Source organism: Mesorhizobium sp. M0239 (genome assembly GCF_040321815.1).
Lineage (GTDB): Bacteria > Pseudomonadota > Alphaproteobacteria > Rhizobiales > Rhizobiaceae > Mesorhizobium.
The window spans coordinates 183,986-201,517 of sequence record NZ_JAMYSG010000004.1 but is presented as its reverse complement, the minus strand read 5'-3'; the positions used below and the strand labels follow the sequence as shown (position 1 = coordinate 201,517).

Annotated in this window: 17 protein-coding genes; 10 read left to right on the top strand and 7 right to left on the bottom strand. The window is 64.0% G+C overall.

The features are described 5' to 3' along the window. Positions 1–96: 96 nt before the first annotated feature. A complete protein-coding gene (locus NKI99_RS05470) occupies positions 97–351 on the top strand; it encodes a hypothetical protein (RefSeq protein WP_023809021.1) in 255 nt (84 codons plus the stop codon). Between the two features lie 29 nt (positions 352–380). On the opposite strand, the gene NKI99_RS05465 is transcribed toward NKI99_RS05470, so the two are convergent. Then, complete coding sequence (locus NKI99_RS05465; RefSeq protein WP_023809022.1) at positions 381–1,019, bottom strand: DNA-3-methyladenine glycosylase I; 639 nt, start codon at positions 1,017–1,019, stop codon at positions 381–383. A gap of 215 nt (positions 1,020–1,234) precedes the next feature. Between NKI99_RS05465 and NKI99_RS05460 the strand changes: the two genes are divergently transcribed. Both NKI99_RS05460 and NKI99_RS05455 read left to right on the top strand, forming a co-directional pair. Further along, positions 1,235–1,972, top strand: a complete 738-nt coding sequence (locus NKI99_RS05460) for a L,D-transpeptidase (RefSeq protein WP_352610046.1) — start codon at positions 1,235–1,237, stop codon at positions 1,970–1,972. Positions 1,973–2,232: 260 nt separating this feature from the next. Beyond that, positions 2,233–3,153 carry a bifunctional 5,10-methylenetetrahydrofolate dehydrogenase/5,10-methenyltetrahydrofolate cyclohydrolase gene (locus tag NKI99_RS05455; protein WP_127292743.1) on the top strand — a complete coding sequence of 307 codons (921 nt, stop codon included), beginning with the start codon at positions 2,233–2,235 and terminating at the stop codon, positions 3,151–3,153. A gap of 10 nt (positions 3,154–3,163) precedes the next feature. On the opposite strand, the gene glcF is transcribed toward NKI99_RS05455, so the two are convergent. The 4 genes from glcF to NKI99_RS05435 form a co-directional block, all read right to left on the bottom strand. Next, positions 3,164–4,489, bottom strand: coding sequence for a glycolate oxidase subunit GlcF (gene glcF / locus NKI99_RS05450; protein ID WP_352610044.1), 1,326 nt, complete (start codon positions 4,487–4,489; stop codon positions 3,164–3,166). Between the two features lie 10 nt (positions 4,490–4,499). Continuing rightward, entirely contained in the window at positions 4,500–5,705 is a 1,206-nt protein-coding gene (glcE, locus tag NKI99_RS05445) for a glycolate oxidase subunit GlcE (protein ID WP_352610042.1), read from the bottom strand. A gap of 224 nt (positions 5,706–5,929) precedes the next feature. Next, entirely contained in the window at positions 5,930–7,426 is a 1,497-nt protein-coding gene (locus NKI99_RS05440; RefSeq protein WP_352610040.1) for an FAD-linked oxidase C-terminal domain-containing protein, read from the bottom strand. 280 nt (positions 7,427–7,706) lie between these two features. After that, on the bottom strand, positions 7,707–9,029 hold the full coding sequence (locus NKI99_RS05435; protein ID WP_023809028.1) for a DUF3422 family protein: 1,323 nt from the start codon (positions 9,027–9,029) through the stop codon (positions 7,707–7,709). Positions 9,030–9,232: 203 nt separating this feature from the next. Between NKI99_RS05435 and NKI99_RS05430 the strand changes: the two genes are divergently transcribed. The 3 genes from NKI99_RS05430 to NKI99_RS05420 are packed head-to-tail and all read left to right on the top strand — an operon-like array spanning position 9,233 to position 12,001. Further along, the gene (locus NKI99_RS05430) at positions 9,233–10,036 is read left to right on the top strand and encodes a FadR/GntR family transcriptional regulator (protein WP_352610039.1); all 804 of its coding nucleotides are present in this window, start codon (positions 9,233–9,235) and stop codon (positions 10,034–10,036) included. A gap of 18 nt (positions 10,037–10,054) precedes the next feature. After that, positions 10,055–11,200, top strand: a complete 1,146-nt coding sequence (locus NKI99_RS05425) for an alpha-hydroxy acid oxidase (protein ID WP_352610038.1) — start codon at positions 10,055–10,057, stop codon at positions 11,198–11,200. 27 nt (positions 11,201–11,227) lie between these two features. Next, positions 11,228–12,001 (top strand): metallophosphoesterase family protein, encoded by a 774-nt coding sequence (locus tag NKI99_RS05420; protein ID WP_023809031.1) that lies wholly within the window; start codon positions 11,228–11,230, stop codon positions 11,999–12,001. Between the two features lie 39 nt (positions 12,002–12,040). On the opposite strand, the gene NKI99_RS05415 is transcribed toward NKI99_RS05420, so the two are convergent. Beyond that, positions 12,041–12,172: a hypothetical protein gene (locus NKI99_RS05415; protein WP_013893872.1), complete on the bottom strand. Its 132-nt coding sequence runs from the start codon at positions 12,170–12,172 to the stop codon at positions 12,041–12,043. 292 nt (positions 12,173–12,464) lie between these two features. Next, the gene (locus NKI99_RS05410) at positions 12,465–13,163 is read right to left on the bottom strand and encodes a type 1 glutamine amidotransferase (RefSeq protein ID WP_127292765.1); all 699 of its coding nucleotides are present in this window, start codon (positions 13,161–13,163) and stop codon (positions 12,465–12,467) included. Positions 13,164–13,251: 88 nt separating this feature from the next. Here NKI99_RS05410 and NKI99_RS05405 point away from each other — a divergent pair, with 88 nt between their 5' ends. From NKI99_RS05405 to NKI99_RS05390, 4 genes are all read left to right on the top strand, one after another. Beyond that, complete coding sequence (locus NKI99_RS05405) at positions 13,252–13,899, top strand: hypothetical protein (RefSeq protein WP_352610037.1); 648 nt, start codon at positions 13,252–13,254, stop codon at positions 13,897–13,899. A 31-nt stretch (positions 13,900–13,930) separates the two neighbouring features. Continuing rightward, entirely contained in the window at positions 13,931–14,665 is a 735-nt protein-coding gene (locus NKI99_RS05400; protein ID WP_352440704.1) for a 16S rRNA (uracil(1498)-N(3))-methyltransferase, read from the top strand. Between the two features lie 244 nt (positions 14,666–14,909). Further along, complete coding sequence (locus tag NKI99_RS05395) at positions 14,910–16,283, top strand: glutamate--cysteine ligase (protein WP_352440705.1); 1,374 nt, start codon at positions 14,910–14,912, stop codon at positions 16,281–16,283. Positions 16,284–16,383: 100 nt separating this feature from the next. Continuing rightward, positions 16,384–17,433 (top strand): DUF937 domain-containing protein, encoded by a 1,050-nt coding sequence (locus NKI99_RS05390; RefSeq protein ID WP_352610036.1) that lies wholly within the window; start codon positions 16,384–16,386, stop codon positions 17,431–17,433. Positions 17,434–17,532 lie beyond the last annotated feature (99 nt).

Sequence of the window (17,532 nt, the reverse complement as noted above, 5' to 3'; positions counted from 1 at the left end):
AAAACCGCATCGAAAATGAAACAATCCCGACACGGGTGCGGCATCGTGCCGACACAATCGTCGCCGATAAGGCGGGGTAAATGAGGGCTCGGGGCCATGGTCAGCACAGCAAGATTTTACGCTATTGATGGCGAAGCCGGCGAATTGCCCGCGCGCTTGCGCCCGGCCGACATCCACGCTCCGAAAATGGTCAGCCAGGCTGCCGGCCCGTTCGAAGTGCCGGCCGACACCGGCAAAGGCCCATCCATGCGCGACGCGTTGATGACCGGCCTGCTGGTGATCTATCCGACCGTGGCCACGGTGGTGGCGATCGTCGCCGGCCTGGTGCTGGCCAGCGCCAACGGCACCTGAAATTACTCGTTTTACCGGAAGTAGAGGGGCTACTTCGGCCTTTTGAACGCCTTCCGCTGCTTCTCGACCTCTTTGCGGCAGATGCAGCCCTCGAGATGGTCGTTGACCAGGCCCATCGCCTGCATGAAGGCGTAGACAGTGGTCGGCCCCACGAAGCTCCAGCCGCGTTTCTTCAACTCCTTCGAAATCCGCACCGAGACCGCCGTGGTCGGGTTGGCGCGCAGATGGGCGAGATCGACGATCTGCGGCCGCTCCTCCTTGCCGGGTTCGAACTTCCAGAACCAGGCGGCCAGCGAGCCGAACTCGTCGGCCATTTCGCGGGCGCGCTTGGCGTTGTTGATGGTCGAGACGATCTTGCCGCGATGGCGGATGATGCCGGCATTGCCGAGCAGGCGCTCGACATCCTTGTCGGTGAAGGCGGCGACCTTGTCGAATTCGAAATTGGCGAAGGCTTCGCGAAAATTCTCCCGCTTGCGCAGAATGGTCAGCCACGACAGGCCAGACTGAAAGCCTTCGAGGCAGATCTTTTCGAACAGCCTGCGGTCGTCGGCCACAGGCCGGCCCCATTCATGATCGTGGTAGTGCAGATAGTCGGGCAGATTGCCGTGCCAGAAGCAGCGCGCGACACCATCGGGACCGGCGAGCAGTCCGGTGTTTTCCTTGTCCATAAGCCAAAATCCGTTCGTTAACGCGCTTTTGCGCGGCATTTACTGCGGCTTTACCAGATTCCTGAACCCGGCGGTAACCACACCAAAAGGTTTACCGACAGTTCCGCATTTTACGCATTCCGATTCATGTTTCGGTTGCTGCTTGCGCGCCAATGATCGCCGAACCGGGAGGACGTTTCCACCCGTTTTGTATCAGACGATCAAGGTGCGCTACGATGAAGACAGTTCTGTTTCCCGTGCTCGGCGCCGTGGCTGTGTTTGCCGCCGGCGTCACACCCTCAACCGCCGGCGACCGCTATGCCGACAGGCCGCCGGTGATGGTGAGCCCCGACCTTTCCGCACCCTGGGTGCTGCAGCTTGGCCAGGCACCCGGCATCGTGCGCCAGAACCGCCAGGTCGTCCAGCAACAGCGGCGCCTGCGCCCGGCGCAGCCCGACCGGGTGCAGACGGCGGCGGTGCAGCCGCCGGCCAAGCGCATGGTCGCGCGTCCTCAGATCAACCCGATCTACCTGCCGCAGGAAGTCGACTATGACGGAGGCCAGAAGCCGGGCACGATCGTCATCGACACCACGCAGAATTTCCTCTTCCTGGTCGAGAAGAACGGCAAGGCAAGGCGCTATGGCGTCGGCACCGGCAAGCCGGGCTTCGAATGGTCGGGTACGCACAAGATCACCAACAAGCGCGAGTGGCCGGACTGGCGCCCGCCGGCGCAGATGATCAAGCGCGAAGCCGCCAAGGGCCGCTATTTGCCGACCTATCTTGCCGGCGGCGCGGAGAACCCGCTTGGCGCCCGCGCGCTCTACCTCGGCACGACCGAGTACCGCATCCACGGCACCAACCAGCCGTGGACGATCGGCGGTGCGGTGTCATCGGGCTGCATCCGCATGCGCAACGAGGACGTCGTCGACCTCTATGAACGGGTCAATGTCGGAACCACGGTCGAGGTGATATAGTAGGTCCTGCGAATCACCTGGCCGGCAAAGCAGTCCGCTTTTCGAGGCCAGTTAGGGACAACGGGGGACGGGCCGTATGGGGATGCGGCCGGTCAGGAAGGGCAGCACGGGAAACCGCGCTGCCCTTTCCGTTTTTGAGCAGAAATCGAGGGCAAAGGTCACCTACGCGTCGCGCAACGGGCATAGCGGTTCGCTTTCATGCTGCCCTTTACCGCATTCTTTTGCTATCTCGGTGGCTAGTTCCACAAAAGAGTTCACCCATGCCCCTGTCCGAAGACAGCCGTTATCTCAAGGGCGGCCCGGTCGCCCAGCGCATCATCGCCGCCGTTCGCGAGGACGCCGCGATCGCCAAAGCCGAGGGCTTTCCCCCCAAGCTGATCTCGATCACCGTCGGCGACACCGATGCGGTGGATGTTTATGTGCGCAACCAGCGCGCCAAGGCTGAGCTCGCCGGCATCGATTTCGAGGAACGGCGCTTTCCCGCCACCATCACGGCAGGCGAGTTGGAAGCGGCCATTCACGGCCTGAACGCCGATCCGCGCGTTACCGGCATCATCATCCAGCGGCCGGTCCCAGTGCATATCCCGATCAGGACGCTGCAGGCGGCGGTGCATCCGCTCAAGGATGTCGAAGGCATGCATCCGGCCTCGATCGGCAACATCGTCTACAACCAGCTCGATCTCGCGCCTTGCACGGCGGCGGCCTCGGTCGAACTGCTCAAGGAAACCGGCCTCGACCTCAAGGGGCTGGAAGTCGTCATCGTCGGCCATTCGGAAATCGTCGGCAAGCCGATCGCCTTCCTGTTGATGAGCGAAGGCGCGACGGTGACCGTGTGCCACCACATGACGCGGTCGGTCGCCGCCCATGCGCGACGTGCCGATGCGCTGTTCGTCGCCGTCGGCAAGCCGCGGCTGATCAAGGCCGACATGGTCAAGCCGGGTGCGGCCGTCATCGACATCGGCATCAATTCCGAAATCGGCCCCGACGGCTCAAGCCGCATCGTCGGCGACGTCGACACCGAGAGCGTCCGCGAGGTCGCCTCCTGGATCACCCCGGTGCCGGGCGGCGTCGGCCCGATCACGGTCGCCATCCTGCTGCGCAACACCATGGTCGCGCTCAGCCGCCAGCGTGCGCTTTATGAGGCGACCTACGGTACGGCGGACAGGCTCGCGGCGGAGTAAGCGCGGCGCCCTACTCCGCGGCGATGAGGTTCTCTCCCCGAACGCCTGCCGGCATCGGTCCGCCATAGGCCCAGTCGAGCAGTTTTATCGTGTGCACCACCGGCAGCTTGGCGGCGGAAGCGATCTGGGTGATGCAGCCGATGTTGCCGGTGGCGACGATCGAAGCCCCCGTCGCCTCGATGTTCTTCACCTTGCGATCGCGCAGTTTGGCCGAGATCTCGGGCTGCAGGATGTTGTAGGTGCCGGCGGAGCCGCAGCAGAGATGTCCTTCACGCGGCTCGCGCACGATGAAGCCGGCCTTGGCCAGCAGTTCCTTCGGCTGGCGGGTGATCTTCTGGCCGTGCTGCATCGAACAGGCCGAGTGATAGGCGACAACCGTGCCCGGTTTGCGCACCGGTTCGGGCAGGTCGAAGGTCGAGAGATATTCGGTAATGTCCTTGGCCAGCGCCGAAACGCGCGCCGCCTTGTCGGCATAGGCCTGGTCGAGCCGCAGCATGAAGCCGTAGTCCTTGATCGTCGTGCCGCAGCCGGAGGCAGTGATGACGATGGCATCGAGCCCGCCTTGTTCGATGGCGCGCGTCCAGGCATCGACATTCTGCCTCGCAGAGGCAAGCGCGGCCTGCTCGCGCCCCATATGATGAACCAGCGCCCCGCAGCAGCCCTCGCCCGGTGGCACCACGACCTCGACGCCGAGCCGCGTCAGCAGCGAAATCGTCGCCTCGTTGATGGCGGGATCGAGCACCGATTGCGCGCAGCCGGTGAGGATGGCGACGCGGCCTCTTTTGCTCCCCTGCCCGGCATGGATGCCAGGTGAAGCTATCGACGATGCTGTCGGGATCGAGGCCGGCGCGAGCTTGAGCATCGCACTGAGCGGTTTCAGCGCCGGAACCTTGTCGAACAAGCCTATGAACGGCTTGCCCAGCTTCGCCAGCTTGAGCGCCGCGCGAAAACGCTGGGGATAGGGCAGCACGAAGGCCAGCATGGCGCGGGTCAGGCGGTCGAGCAGCGGCCTCTTGTAGGTTTCCTGGATATGGGCGCGGGCATGGTCGACCAGATGCATGTAGTTGACGCCCGACGGGCAGGTGGTCATGCAGGCAAGGCACGACAGGCAGCGATCGATATGGGTGACGATCTCCTTGTCGGCCGGACGGCCGTTTTCCAGCATGTCCTTGATCAGGTAGATGCGCCCGCGCGGTGAATCGAGCTCGTTGCCAAGCGTCACATAGGTCGGGCAGGTGGCGGTGCAGAAGCCGCAATGCACGCATTTGCGCAGGATCTTTTCCGATTCCGCGACATGCGGATCGGCAAGCTGGGCAAGCGAAAAATTGGTCTGCATCGCTGATGTCCTAGGCCATTCGGCCGGGATTGAGGATATTCTTCGGGTCAAATTCTTGCTTCAGCCGCTGGCTGAGTGCTGCCAGCGCCGGCGGCTGCGGCTCGAACACCGGCAGAGCGGCGCGATGCGAAGGTGCGGCACGCACCAGCGTCGCATGGCCGCCGCCATGTTTCCTCAACAGCCCGCGCAGCAGGGCGGCTTCCGGGTCGCCTTGTTCCATGCGCAGCCACACCAGCCCGCCCTGCCAGTCATAGAAGGCGCTGACGGCGGCCTGCATGCGCAGTGTCAGGACCATCTGGTGGCACTGTCCCGGCGTCATCGAGACACGCCAGACCGGTTTCTCGCTGCCGTCGGCGAAAGGCCTGCAATCGCGCACATCGCGCCAGATCAGCCGTGAGGTTTCACCGGCAATCTCCTGCAGCGGCCCGGCCTTGCCGAGCAGCGTTTTCAGCGCGGCGATGCGATAGGCAACGGACGGGCCGAAGCCTTCGACACGCAGCAGCGTGGCGGCCTCGCTGCCGAGACTGCCGCCGGCGACACGCGCGGCGATGCGCTCCGGCAGATGGGCGGCACTCGACACTTCAGCACTCGAGCCAAGCGCCAGGGCCATGGCTGCGGCAGCGGCATCATCGAGCAGGCCACGGATGGCGAGCGTGACTTCGGTCTCGGCTGCCGGCAGCACCTTGAAGGTGACGTCGGTGAATACGGCCAGCGTGCCCCAGCTGTTGGCCATCAGCTTGGACATATCATAGCCGGTGACGTTCTTGACGACGCGGCCGCCCGACTTAAAGGCCTCGCCGCGACCGGACACCACATTGATGCCCAGAATATGGTCGCGCGCAGCACCCGCCTTCAGCCGGCGCGGACCGGAGAGGTTCGCGGCGAGCACGCCGCCGATCGTGCCTTTGCCAGCTTCGCCGCCGAGCAGCGGGCCGTAGTCCATCGGCTCGAAGGCAAGCTGCTGGCCGTGTTCCGCCAGCAACTTTTCGATGTCGGCCAGCGGCGTGCCGGCCTCGGCCGACAGCACCAGTTCAGCCGGTTCGTAAAGCGTGACGCCGGTGAGCCTCGACAGGTCGAGCGTGTGTTCGGTTTGCAATGGCCGGCCGATGCCACGCTTGGAACCGTGGCCGAGGATTTCGAGCGGCGAGCCTTCCGCCACGGCCCAGGCGACGGTGGAGAGGACTTCTTCCGACGTGGTTGGGGTGAAGGTGGTCATGAGATCGACGCCCCATCGACAGATGCGGAGGCGTCGCGATCCTTCACACCCCCCTCTGTCCTGCCGGACATCTCCCCCGCAAGGGGGGAGATCGGCAACTTCAACGTCGCATCTGTCTTCCAACGCCGGCAGTTGGCGAAAGCCGCGATGATAGCCAATCTCCCCCCTTGCGGGGGAGATGTCCGGCAGGACAGAGGGGGGTGTTCAAGCGCCGACATGTCCACTCAAAACCTCGGAATGTCTGGGAACGGCAGTTTGCCGCCGGAAATGTGCATCCGCCCAAGCTCGGCGCATCGCCGCAGCTGCGGGAACACTTTTCCCGGGTTGAGCAGATGGTTGGGATCGAAGGCACATTTGACCCGCATCTGCTGGTCGAGATCGATCTGGGTGAACATTTCCGGCATCAGGTCGCGTTTTTCCACGCCCACACCGTGTTCGCCGGTCAAGACGCCGCCGACCTTGACGCAGAGCCGCAATATGTCGGCGCCGAAGCTTTCGGCCTTGTCGAGTTCGCCCGGTACGTTGGCATCGTAGAGGATCAGCGGATGCAGATTGCCGTCGCCGGCATGAAAGACATTGGCGACGCCGAGACCGTATTTTTCCGACAGCTCGCGCATGCCGGCGAGCACGCGCGGCAGCTCCTTGCGCGGGATGGTGCCGTCCATGCAGTAGTAGTCGGGCGAGATGCGGCCGACGGCCGGAAACGCCGCCTTGCGGCCAGCCCAGAAGCTCAGCCGTTCCTGTTCGGATTGCGAAATGCGGCAGGTGGTCGAGCCGTTCTTGTAGGCAATCGCCTCGACCAGACCGATCAGATGATCGACTTCGACGCCCGGCCCGTCGAGCTCGACGATCAGCAGCGCCTCGACATCGAGGGGATAGCCGGCATGAACGAAATCTTCCGCCGCATGGATCGCCGGCCGGTCCATCATCTCCATGCCGCCCGGGATGATGCCGGCGCCGATGATGTCGGCGACGCACTGGCCGCCCTGCTCGCTGGTCGGGAAGCCGATCAGCAGTGCACGTGCCGTCTCCGGCTTCTTCAGGATGCGTACGGTAACCTCGGTGACGACGCCGAGCAGCCCTTCGGAGCCGGTCATGACGCCGAGCAGGTCGTAGCCTTCCGCATCAAGGTGACTGCCGCCCAGCCGCACCACTTCGCCATTCATCAGCACCATCTCGATGCCGAGCACATTGTTGGCGGTTAGGCCGTATTTCAGGCAGTGCACGCCGCCGGAATTCTCCGCGACATTGCCGCCGATCGAGCAGGCGATCTGGGAGGATGGATCGGGGGCGTAGTAAAAGCCCTCCTGCTCGACGGCGGTGGTGATGCCGAGATTGGTGACGCCCGGCTGGGCAACGACGATGCGATTGGGGAAATCGATCCCGAGGATGCGGTTGAAGCGGCTCATGACCAAAAGCACCGCGTCCTCGAGCGGCAGCGCGCCGCCCGAGAGCGAGGTGCCGGAGCCGCGCGGCACGACGCGGATGTTGCGGTCGTTGCAGTATTTCAGCACGCGCGAAACCTGCGCCACCGTTTGCGGCAGCACGACAACCAGCGGCAGCTGCCGATAGGCGGTCAGGCCGTCGCTCTCGAAGGCGCGCATGGAATTGGCGGCGTCGACGACGCCCTCACCCGGCACGATGATGCGCATGTCGGCGACGATCTCGTCGCGCCGGCGCATCGTGGCGTCGTCTGGTTTCGGCATGGACAGGCCCGACATCAGCAGCCTCATTTCGCTTGACTGGTCAAAATCTTTTACCAGTGAAGTGGGTTGGGTGCAAATCCGGTGGTGGTTGGGAATCCGGCATCAAGGCTGAGGCAAGCTTCCGCAGCGGCAATCTGCCGCTGTCTCACCCTCCCCCTTGGGGGGAGGGTCGCGAACGAAGCGAGCGGGGTGGGGGTCCGCGCGGCGCTCTACGAGGACCCCCACCCCGTCTCACGATCTTCGCTTCGCTGCGATCATGAGCCGACCCTCCCCACAAGGGGGAGGGTGAGCAGATCTATTCGCCGGGCGGCTTGCCGGGCTCGGAATGCATCCGGCGCACGCGGCGTACGCCCCACCAGACCAGCAGGATGGCGACAGGCACCGAAGCAGCGGTAACGATCTCCGGCGCGAAGGCATGGCCGAAGATCGAGGCGCCCTTGGCGACATAGCCGACAAGGCCGACCACATAATAGGAGACGGCGGCGACCGAGAGCCCCTCGACGGTCTGCTGCAGGCGCAGTTGCAGGCGGGCGCGGTTGTTCATCGAGGCAAGCAGGTCGCGGTTCTGCTTCTCGACCTCGACATCGACCCAGGTGCGCAGCAGCGTCGTGGCGCGGGTCAGTTTTCGCGACAGATTTTCCTGCCGCTCCTCGACCGAGCGGCAGGTGCGCATTGCGGGTGCCACACGGCGCTGCAGGAACCCGCGCCATGTGTCATAACCGGGCACAGCCTCTTCCTCGAGCGCCTCCAGCCGTTCGCCGACGATGCCGTCATAAGCGCGGCTGGCGCCGAAGCGGTAAAGGCTCGATGCCGCGTCCGCCTCCAGCTCCGCCGCAAGTTCGGTCAGATCGGCCAGCAAGGTCTGGCTGTCGCGTGTCCCGGCGACCTTCATCTCCAGCGTGGTCTGCGCCAGCCGGTCTTCGATGCGGCGGGCGCGGCCGGACAAGGTCAACGCCAGCGGCAGGCCGAGCATGGCCAGCGTCCGATAGGTTTCGATGTCGATAAGCCGCTGCGACAACGCGCCGGTGCGCGCCGGGGTCAAACCGCGATCGAGCAGCAGCATGCGCGTCAGGCCATCGCCATCCTGGCGAAAATCGGTGACGATGGCGGCGTTTCCGCGCTCGACCAGCGAGTAGCACAGGCTGGTCGGGTCGAAACCGGCTATCAGTTGCTCGCTCGCTTGCGTCCATTTGCGGATTTCGAGCCTGATGCCGGAGATGCAGGTTCCCGGCGGCGAGAACCCGTTGCCGAACGGGGAGTCCTCCGGCGTCCTGCCGCTTTCGGAAAGCGGCCCTTCCCACAAATAGGTCGAGAATTCGGTGTGCCGCTCCCAGCGCAGCGAGCCCTTGCCCCATTTCATGGCATGGTGGCGGGCCTGGCGGTCGGGCGCGGCGATGCCGAGGCGCCGCGACAATTCGGAAAGCACCGCATGGTCGACGCCCGAGCCACCCTCCGTCATGAAGGCGAGTTGCATCAGGACGCGTGGCTTTTCGATCAGCGGATGCGGCCGGGCATGAACCTCGCCGAGTGCGCCGGGCCGGCCCTCATGCGCAGGAAAGCCCATGACGCTGCCCTTGGCGCGCGGCTGGAATTCGAGATCGGACGGGTCGTCTGACACGGCTTGTTCCCCGGGGTTTCCTTGAGCCCTCTTGCACTCGCGTCCCTCTAGTGCCAATGGCCTGACGACGCAAACAGCAAAGTTAGCCGAAGATGATGGCATCGGGCGGAAATCGGCGCGCTTTTATCAATTGGATAAATAATTTGACCAGTTGGCGAGGCAGGCTCTATTCTGCGACACCGGTTCACCTTCCAGGCATTCTGTTGAGCGACATTTTTTCCAGGATCGAGCATTCGCGCACCGCCGACGAGGTGGTGCAGCAGATCGAGAGCCTCATCCTCGAAGGCGTGCTGCGCACCGGCGACCGGCTGCCGGGCGAGCGCGAGCTTGCACGCCAGTTCGACGTATCCCGGCCGATCCTGCGTGACGCCCTGAAGGCACTGGAAGGACGCGGCCTTTTGACGACAAGGCCCGGCGGCGGCACGCATGTCGCCGATGTCATCGGCCAGCTTTTCACCAAGCCGGTGACGGACCTGATCTCGATGCACCGCAAGGCAGTGACCGATTATCTGGAATACCGCCGCGAGATCGAAGGGGTCGCGGCTGAATACGCGGCACGGCGCGCCACTGCGGACGACATGGCGCTGCTCGACAAGATCATGGCACGCATGGACGATGCGCACCGGACCGGCGACTTCGACGACGAAGCCGAGATCGATGTCGAGTTCCACCACGCGATCTGCGAATGCGCGCACAACATCATCCTTTTGCACACGCTGCGCTCCTGTTACCGGCTGTTGTCGGAGGGCGTGTTCCAGAACCGGCTGCTGGTGTTCAGCGTGCCCGGCGCGCGCGACGCCCTGCTCGCGCAGCACCGCGCGATCCATGCGGCGGTGAAGGCCGGCGACCCGGATGCTGCCCGGCAAGCGGCGATGGACCACATCACCTATGTCGAACGGTCGATGGCTGAGGCCGAGCGCAGCGGCGACTGGCAGCGCGTCTCGCGACTGAGGTTGAAACAGCGCATCGACGCCACCGATACAGAACCAGCACGCAAACGCTCCTAGCTATCGAGACGGGAACCCATGAGCCAGATCCTGACCATCGCCGACCTCAAGGACCTCGCCCGCCGGCGCGTGCCGAAGATGTTCTTCGACTATGCCGATTCCGGTTCGTGGACCGAAGGCACGTATCGGGCCAACGAAGAGGATTTCCAGAAGATCAAATTCCGCCAGCGCGTGCTCGTCGACATGGACAACCGTTCGCTGGCGTCGACGATGATCGGCGAAAAAGTGTCGATGCCGGTGGCATTGGCGCCAACCGGCATGACCGGCATGCAGCACGCCAATGGCGAGATGCTGGCGGCTCAGGCGGCGGAGGAATTCGGCGTGCCGTTTACCTTGTCGACGATGAGCATCTGCTCGATCGAGGATGTCGCCTCAGTAACCATGAAGCCGTTCTGGTTTCAGCTCTATGTGCTGCGTGACAAGGATTTCGTGCTCAACCTGATCGACAGGGCAAAGGCGGCGAAATGCTCGGCGCTCGTGCTGACGCTCGACCTGCAGATTCTCGGTCAGCGCCACAAGGACATCCGCAACGGGCTTTCGGCGCCACCCAAGCTGACGCTGACGAACATCGTCGACATGGCCATCCGCCCGCACTGGTGCGCCGCCATGGCCGGCACGAAGCGGCGAACCTTCCGCAACATTGTCGGCCACGCCAAGGGCGTCGGCAACATGGCCTCGCTGGCATCGTGGACGACGGAGCAGTTCGACCCGCATCTGTCGTGGAAGGACGTCGCCTGGATCAAGGAGCGCTGGGGCGGCAAGCTGATTCTCAAGGGCATTCTCGACAAGGAGGACGCGCTGATGGCGGCCAAGACCGGCGCCGACGCGATCATCGTTTCCAACCATGGCGGGCGCCAGCTCGATGGTGCGTCGTCGTCGATCGGCGTGCTGGAAGAGATTGCCGACGCGGTCGGCGACACGATCGAAGTGCATATGGATGGCGGCATCCGCTCCGGCCAGGATGTGCTGAAGGCGCTTTGCCTCGGTGCCAAGGGAACCTATATCGGCCGGCCATTTCTTTACGGCCTGGGTGCGCTTGGCAAGGAAGGGGTTACCAAAGCGTTGGAAATCATCCGCAAGGAGATGGACATCACGCTGGCGCTGTGCGGAAAGCGTCTTGTCACCGACATGGGCAAGGACCAGCTCCGGCGCCAGGTCCCGTGACCGCCTGACCACGGAGACACCGAAAAATTGGCAGAACCCGGCATCCATTTTCTCGACGCGCATGGGCCGGACGGCATGCGTCTCTATGCGATCGGCGACGTCCACGGCCGGCTCGACCTGCTGGCCGCTATGCATCTGCGCATCAGGGCTGAGATCGAGCAGGAGGCGCCTGCCGACTGGCGCATCATCCATCTTGGCGACTATGTCGACCGCGGGCCGGACTCGAAGGGCGTCATCGATTTCCTGATCGAAGCGCAAGAGCGCGACCCTCGTCACCTGATGCTGGCCGGCAACCACGACATCGGTTTTCTCGACTTTCTCAAGACCCCTGACCCGGAAGGGCTTTTCATCCGGTTCGGCGGCATCCAGACGGCACAGTCTTACGGCGTGGCGATCAGTGAAGGCACAAGCGTGTGGTTCGGCAAGGCCGAATCGGCCGTGCGCAAAGGACATCAGGCCCTGGTCGAGGCCGTGCCGCAAAGCCACATCGACTTCCTGCGATCACTGCCGTTCTCCGCGATTTTCGGGGACTTCTTCTTCTGTCATGCCGGCATCAGGCCGGGTAATCCTCTGGAGAAGCAAAACCCACAGGACCTGATCTGGATCCGCGACGTCTTCCACAACCACACCGACCTTTATCCGAAGATCGTGGTGCACGGCCACACCCCGGTGCCGGAGGCGGAAGTGATGGCCAACCGCGTCAATATCGACACGCTTGCCTGGCAGTCAGGCATGCTGAGCGCGCTCGTCGTCGACGGCGCGGACAAACGCATCCTGACAATGACGATCAAGGAAGCTTGAGCGTCGCGCGTCGGAAGACGCGAAAGACGCTTCCCGCCTTTAGCGCAGCGAGGCGGTGACGCCGTAACCGTCTACGGCGTTGTGGTTGTTGGCTGCGTCGGCGGCATAGATGCCGAGACCGCACAGCACGATGGCGGACAACATGGCAAAGGACAGAAGCGCTGCTTTCACGGAGGTCATCTCTTGTTGAGCTTTCTGCATCTGTGCACCAGGCGGTTACCAATGCGTTGAAACGGAGAATTCGCTTCAAAGTTTCGACGATTTTGCGCTTCTAGGCATGTTCTGTATCAACGGTGTGTCGCGCGGGTCACACAAAGGTTCATAGCCGTTGCACAGAAGATGCAGAGCGCGCGCCTTCTAGGATGGCGGGCGGACACAAGCCAAGAATGAAACGGTTTTCCCCAGGCGGTTTCACCGCCGCGTGCCAATTATGTCACGCTGGAGGGTGCAGAGAGACCAACGCTCAGATGGTCGCTACCCAGGCGCGGGCAATGGCCAGACCCGCGGCATCCGCATCGGGTCCGTTGCGGGCCATTTCGCCATCGAGCTTGCCGGCCCAGTCGGGATGGCGGGCGGCGATGGTCGGGGCAAAGGATGTGCTCCAGTCCTTGACCATCGGCCGGTCGGCCTCGAAATGGAACTGGAAGCCATAGACGGCGCGGCCGACGCGAAACGCCTGGTTCTCGGCGACATCGTTGCCGGCGAGCCGCACGGCGGCCTCGGGCAGCACGAAGGTGTCGTCATGCCACTGGAAGATCGGGAATTTCTCCGGCAGCGCGCCCAGCACCGGATCGGCCTTGGCGTCCGCCGTCAGCGATACGCCGCGCCAACCGAACTCATTGGCGCCGCCGATGCGGTTTTCGCCGCCGAAGGCACGGGCGACGAGCTGGCTGCCGAGGCAGATGCCGAGCACGGCGCGATCCTTGTCGGCAAAGTCGCGGGTCAGTTCGAGCAGTGCCGGGAAATAGGGGTACTCATCGTCGGCCAGCGCATTCTGGCCCCCGCCGAGCACCACCATGGCATCATGCCCGGCGGCGTCATCCGGCAGGGGATCGCCCCTGTAAGGGAGACGCAGGTCGAGATCGGCACCCGCTTCCGCAAGTGCTGCGCCGACCTGGCCAAGGCCGGTATTGTCGTAGTTCTGGACCACCAGCACCCGCATCACAAAACCCTACTGACATGAAAAAGATGCGACGAGCGATATCATGCCGCTCGCATTGCAGCCAAGATGCGTGTCCGGAGAGAAAACTATGCCACTGCAGAACCGGGTCGATCCGTTCGGTACCATCCACGCCGTGCCTGATCGCGGCCTGTTCACCGGCAATCGCGGCATCATCCACGATCCCGAGACGAAGACGCTCAAGAAGAAGCGCTGGGCGCTTCCGGCCTGGATCATCTGCGTCCGCCAATTCCGCAATGTGCGGCGCGAACCGATGGGCCGCAACCGGAAGGGCGGCAAAGTGGGCTGGACCGAGCTGTTCTTCCTCGACGAGGTGACTGCATTGGCTGGCGGGCATCGCCCCTGCTTCTTTTGCCAGCGCGAACGGGCCAGGGATTTCGTCAGCCGCTTCGGCGACGCCTTCGGCATTGCCGAACCGCGTGCGCCGATGGTCGACAGGCGGCTGCACAAGGAGCGGCTGGCCTCGGGCGGCAGGCCGCCAGTGGTTGCGGTTGAAGACCTTGCCGGCCTGCCGGACGGCGCCATGGTCGCGGATGGCGCCACGGTTTATGCTTTGCGTCGGGGCAAAACGCTGCGCTGGTCGTTTGCCGGATATGGGCATCCCGGCGATTTCGGCTTGCTCAACGGCAAGACACTCTCGCTGCTGACGCCGGCCACAACGCTCGCCGTGCTGGGGCATGGCTTTCGGCCGGTGTGGCATCCGACCGCCGAGGCTTGACGCCGGCAGCCGGCTCGCTCATTCCTCGGCGATGCGCGCCAATTACAAGATGCAACGTCTGTTCGTGCCCGACGATCTCGCGCCGGATGTAGAGTTCGACGCCGGCCAACAGCAGAGCCACTATCTCCGGCATGTGCTGCGGCTTGGCGAAGGCGCCGAAATCCTGGTGTTCAATGGCCGCGACGGCGAGTGGTCGGCGGCCATCGCGGCGAAGACGAAAAGGGCGGTGCGGCTGAAGGTGTCGGCGCTGCAGCGGCCGCAGCCGCCGCTGCCCGATCTCGTCTACTGCTTTGCGCCACTGAAGCAGGGCCGGCTCGACTATCTCGTGCAGAAGGCGGTCGAGATGGGCGCCGGCATCCTGCAGCCGGTCATCACCCAGCACACGCAAGTGGCCAAGCCGTCGATCGATCGCCTGCGCGCCAATGTCGTCGAAGCCGCCGAACAATGCGGCATCTTGGCGGTACCTCAGGTGCACGAAGCCGAAAAATTCGACCGCCTGCTGATCGGCTGGGACACAGGGCGACGGCTGATCTTCTGCGATGAGGATGCTTCGACCAACAATCCGCTGGCCGCGCTGCAGGCGGTCAAGGAAAAGAAGCTTGGGCTGCTGGTCGGGCCGGAGGGTGGCTTTTCCGACGACGAGCGCAAGATGCTGCGCGCCCTGCCCTTCGTCACCGCCATTCCGCTCGGCCCGCGTATCCTGCGCGCCGATACGGCGGCGGTGGCCGCGCTCGCGGTGATGCAGGCGACAGTCGGAGACTGGTAAGACCTCGCCTGTTGCAAGGAATGGGCAGCGCTGCCACGTTCAATTCCTGTTGACCTGTGGCTCAGGATTTTTCGCTTGATCGTCTGCTGACATTTCGTCCATTTAGCGCCGGCGATCGTCCGATCGTCCTACAGCGCCCGCCGCCTTTCGGACGTGCAAAGGACACTGTAGCATTCCATTGGGGCACATGATCCCCAGCGAAAGTCGAAAGCCGATTTTCGGGGTCATGTGCAGAGGGTTCATAATGGCGCGCGATACGACCGATTTCCGCCCGATCGAAGGTGTCGACGAACTCGTCGAGCATCTGGCCGAAGGCAACAAGCCGCGCGACAAATGGCGCATCGGCACCGAGCACGAGAAATTCCCCTTCTATGTCGACGGCAATGCACCGGTCCCCTATGGCGGCGAGCGCGGCATCCGCGCCATTCTCGAAGGCATGCAGTCAAAGCTCGGCTGGGATCCGATCGTCGATGACGGCCGCATCATTGGCCTGGTCGAACCGACCGGTCAGGGTGCGATTTCGCTGGAACCCGGCGGCCAGTTCGAGCTTTCCGGCGCACCGCTGGAGACGATCCACCAGACCTGCCGGGAGGGCAACGCCCATCTGGCGCAGGTGCGCGAGATCGCCGAGCCGATGGGCATCCGCTTCCTCGGCCTCGGCGGCAGTCCGAAATGGTCGCTGGCCGAGACGCCGAAAATGCCGAAATCGCGCTACGAGATCATGACGCGCTACATGCCCAAGGTTGGTACCAAGGGCCTCGACATGATGTACCGCACCTGCACGATCCAGGTGAATCTCGACTTCGAGAGCGAGGCCGACATGCGCCGCAAGATGCAAGTGTCGTTGAAGCTGCAGCCGCTGTCGACGGCATTGTTCGCCAATTCGCCTTTCACCGAAAGCCACCCGAACGGCTTGCAGAGCTGGCGCGGCGACATCTGGCGCGACACCGACAACCAGCGCTCGGGCCTGCTCGAATTCTGCTTCTCGCCCGATTTCGGCTTTGCCGACTATGTCGAATGGGCGCTCGACGTGCCGATGTATTTCGTCATCCGGGACGACCGCTATCACGACATGACCCACATCACCTTCCGCCAGTTCATGGCCGGGGCCGCGCGCAATGCAGTGCCGGACGGGCTGCCGACAATGGGCGACTGGGCGAACCATCTGTCAACGCTGTTCCCGGACGTGCGGCTGAAGCGCTTCCTCGAGATGCGCGGCGCCGATGGCGGGCCATGGCGGCGCATCTGCGCGCTGCCGGCCTTCTGGGTCGGATTGCTTTATGATGAGGCCGCACTCGATGCCGCCGAGGCGCTGACCTCGAGCTGGACGTATGAAGAAACGCTGGCGATGCGCAACGCCGTGCCGGAACAAGGCATTTCCGCACCGTTCCGCAACACCACGCTGCGCGAGATCGCGCGTGACGTGATGGTCATTTCCCGCATGGGCCTGAAGAACCGTGGCAAGAAGAACCGCGACGGCTACGACGAGACCTCCTTCCTCAACACGTTGGACGAAGTCGTGGCGCGCGGCACCACCAGCGCCGAGGAGATGCTATCGGCCTACCACACGCGCTGGGGCGGCTCGATCGAGCCGGTTTTCATGGAATACGCCTATTAACCCTCGGATTTGGCAAAGCTGACCGGCCGGCAAAAGTCGCTTCAATCGGAAGTGGAAACAAACTAGGCTTCTTCGGCGAGGATTTCCGGAGGAGAGACCAATGCCTTCCTTGTTCGACATGCTGACGCAGGCCCAGAACGGCAACGGCATGCAGGCCCTTGCCCAGCAATACGGGCTCTCGATGCAGCAGACGCAAGCGGCGGTCGCCGCGTTGCTGCCGGCCTTTTCGCAAGGGCTGCAGCGCAACACCGCCGACCCTTACGGGCTCGGCGCCTTCATGGCGGCGATGGCCCGCGGCCAGCACGCCAAGTATTTCGAGGACGCAACCCGGGCCTTCTCGCCGCAAGGCGTGGATGAGGGCAACGGCATTCTCGGGCACCTGTTCGGCTCGAAAGACCTGTCTCGCGCCGTGGCCAGCCAGGCGGCGCAAGCCAGCGGCGTCAATCAGCAGATCCTGCAGCAGATGCTGCCGGCGATCGCCTCGATGGTCATGGGCGGGCTGTTCAAGCAGACGACAAATCAGATGCAGGCCGCCGGCGGTTTTGGCGGCGGCGGCAACAATCCGCTCGGCGAGATCATCGAGCAGATGATGCGCCAAGGCGGCGCCATGCAGGCCCCGGCGCCGCAGCCGCGCCAGGCGCCGCAGCCCCAGAATCCAATCGACAATCCGCTCGGCAAGGTGTTGCAGGACATGTTCGGCGGCGGTGCGCCTCAGCCACAGCCGCAAAGCCAGCCGCAGCCGCAGCCTAATCCCTACGGCGACAATCCGCTCGGCAAGGTGCTGCAGGACATGTTCGGCGGTGGCGCGCCTCAGCCGCAGCCGCAAGGGCGGACGCAGCCGCAGCCTCAGCAGACACAGAGCCCCTACGGAGACAATCCGCTGGGGAAAATCTTCGAGGAGATGCTGCGGCAAGGTGGCGGTGGCTTAGGCGGCATCCCTGGCGGACAGCCGGCGCCGCAACAGCCTCAAGCGCCCCCACAGCAGCGTCAGGCACCGCAGCCACAGGCCAATCCGAGCGGCAGGCCAACGAATCCGTTCGACGACCTGTTCGGCAAGATGTTCGAGACCGGCGCCCAGCAGCGTGACGACTACCAGAAGGGCGTGGAGACGATCTTCGACCAGTTCAAGCGGGATATGGATCGGCGGTAGGCGGTCTTCGCTGAGGTAGAAAGAGAAAAGCCCGGTCCTGGGAGGACCGGGCAGAGTGCAGGCGGGCCGGGGGGATCCGGCAGGGAGTGGGAGCCTGCA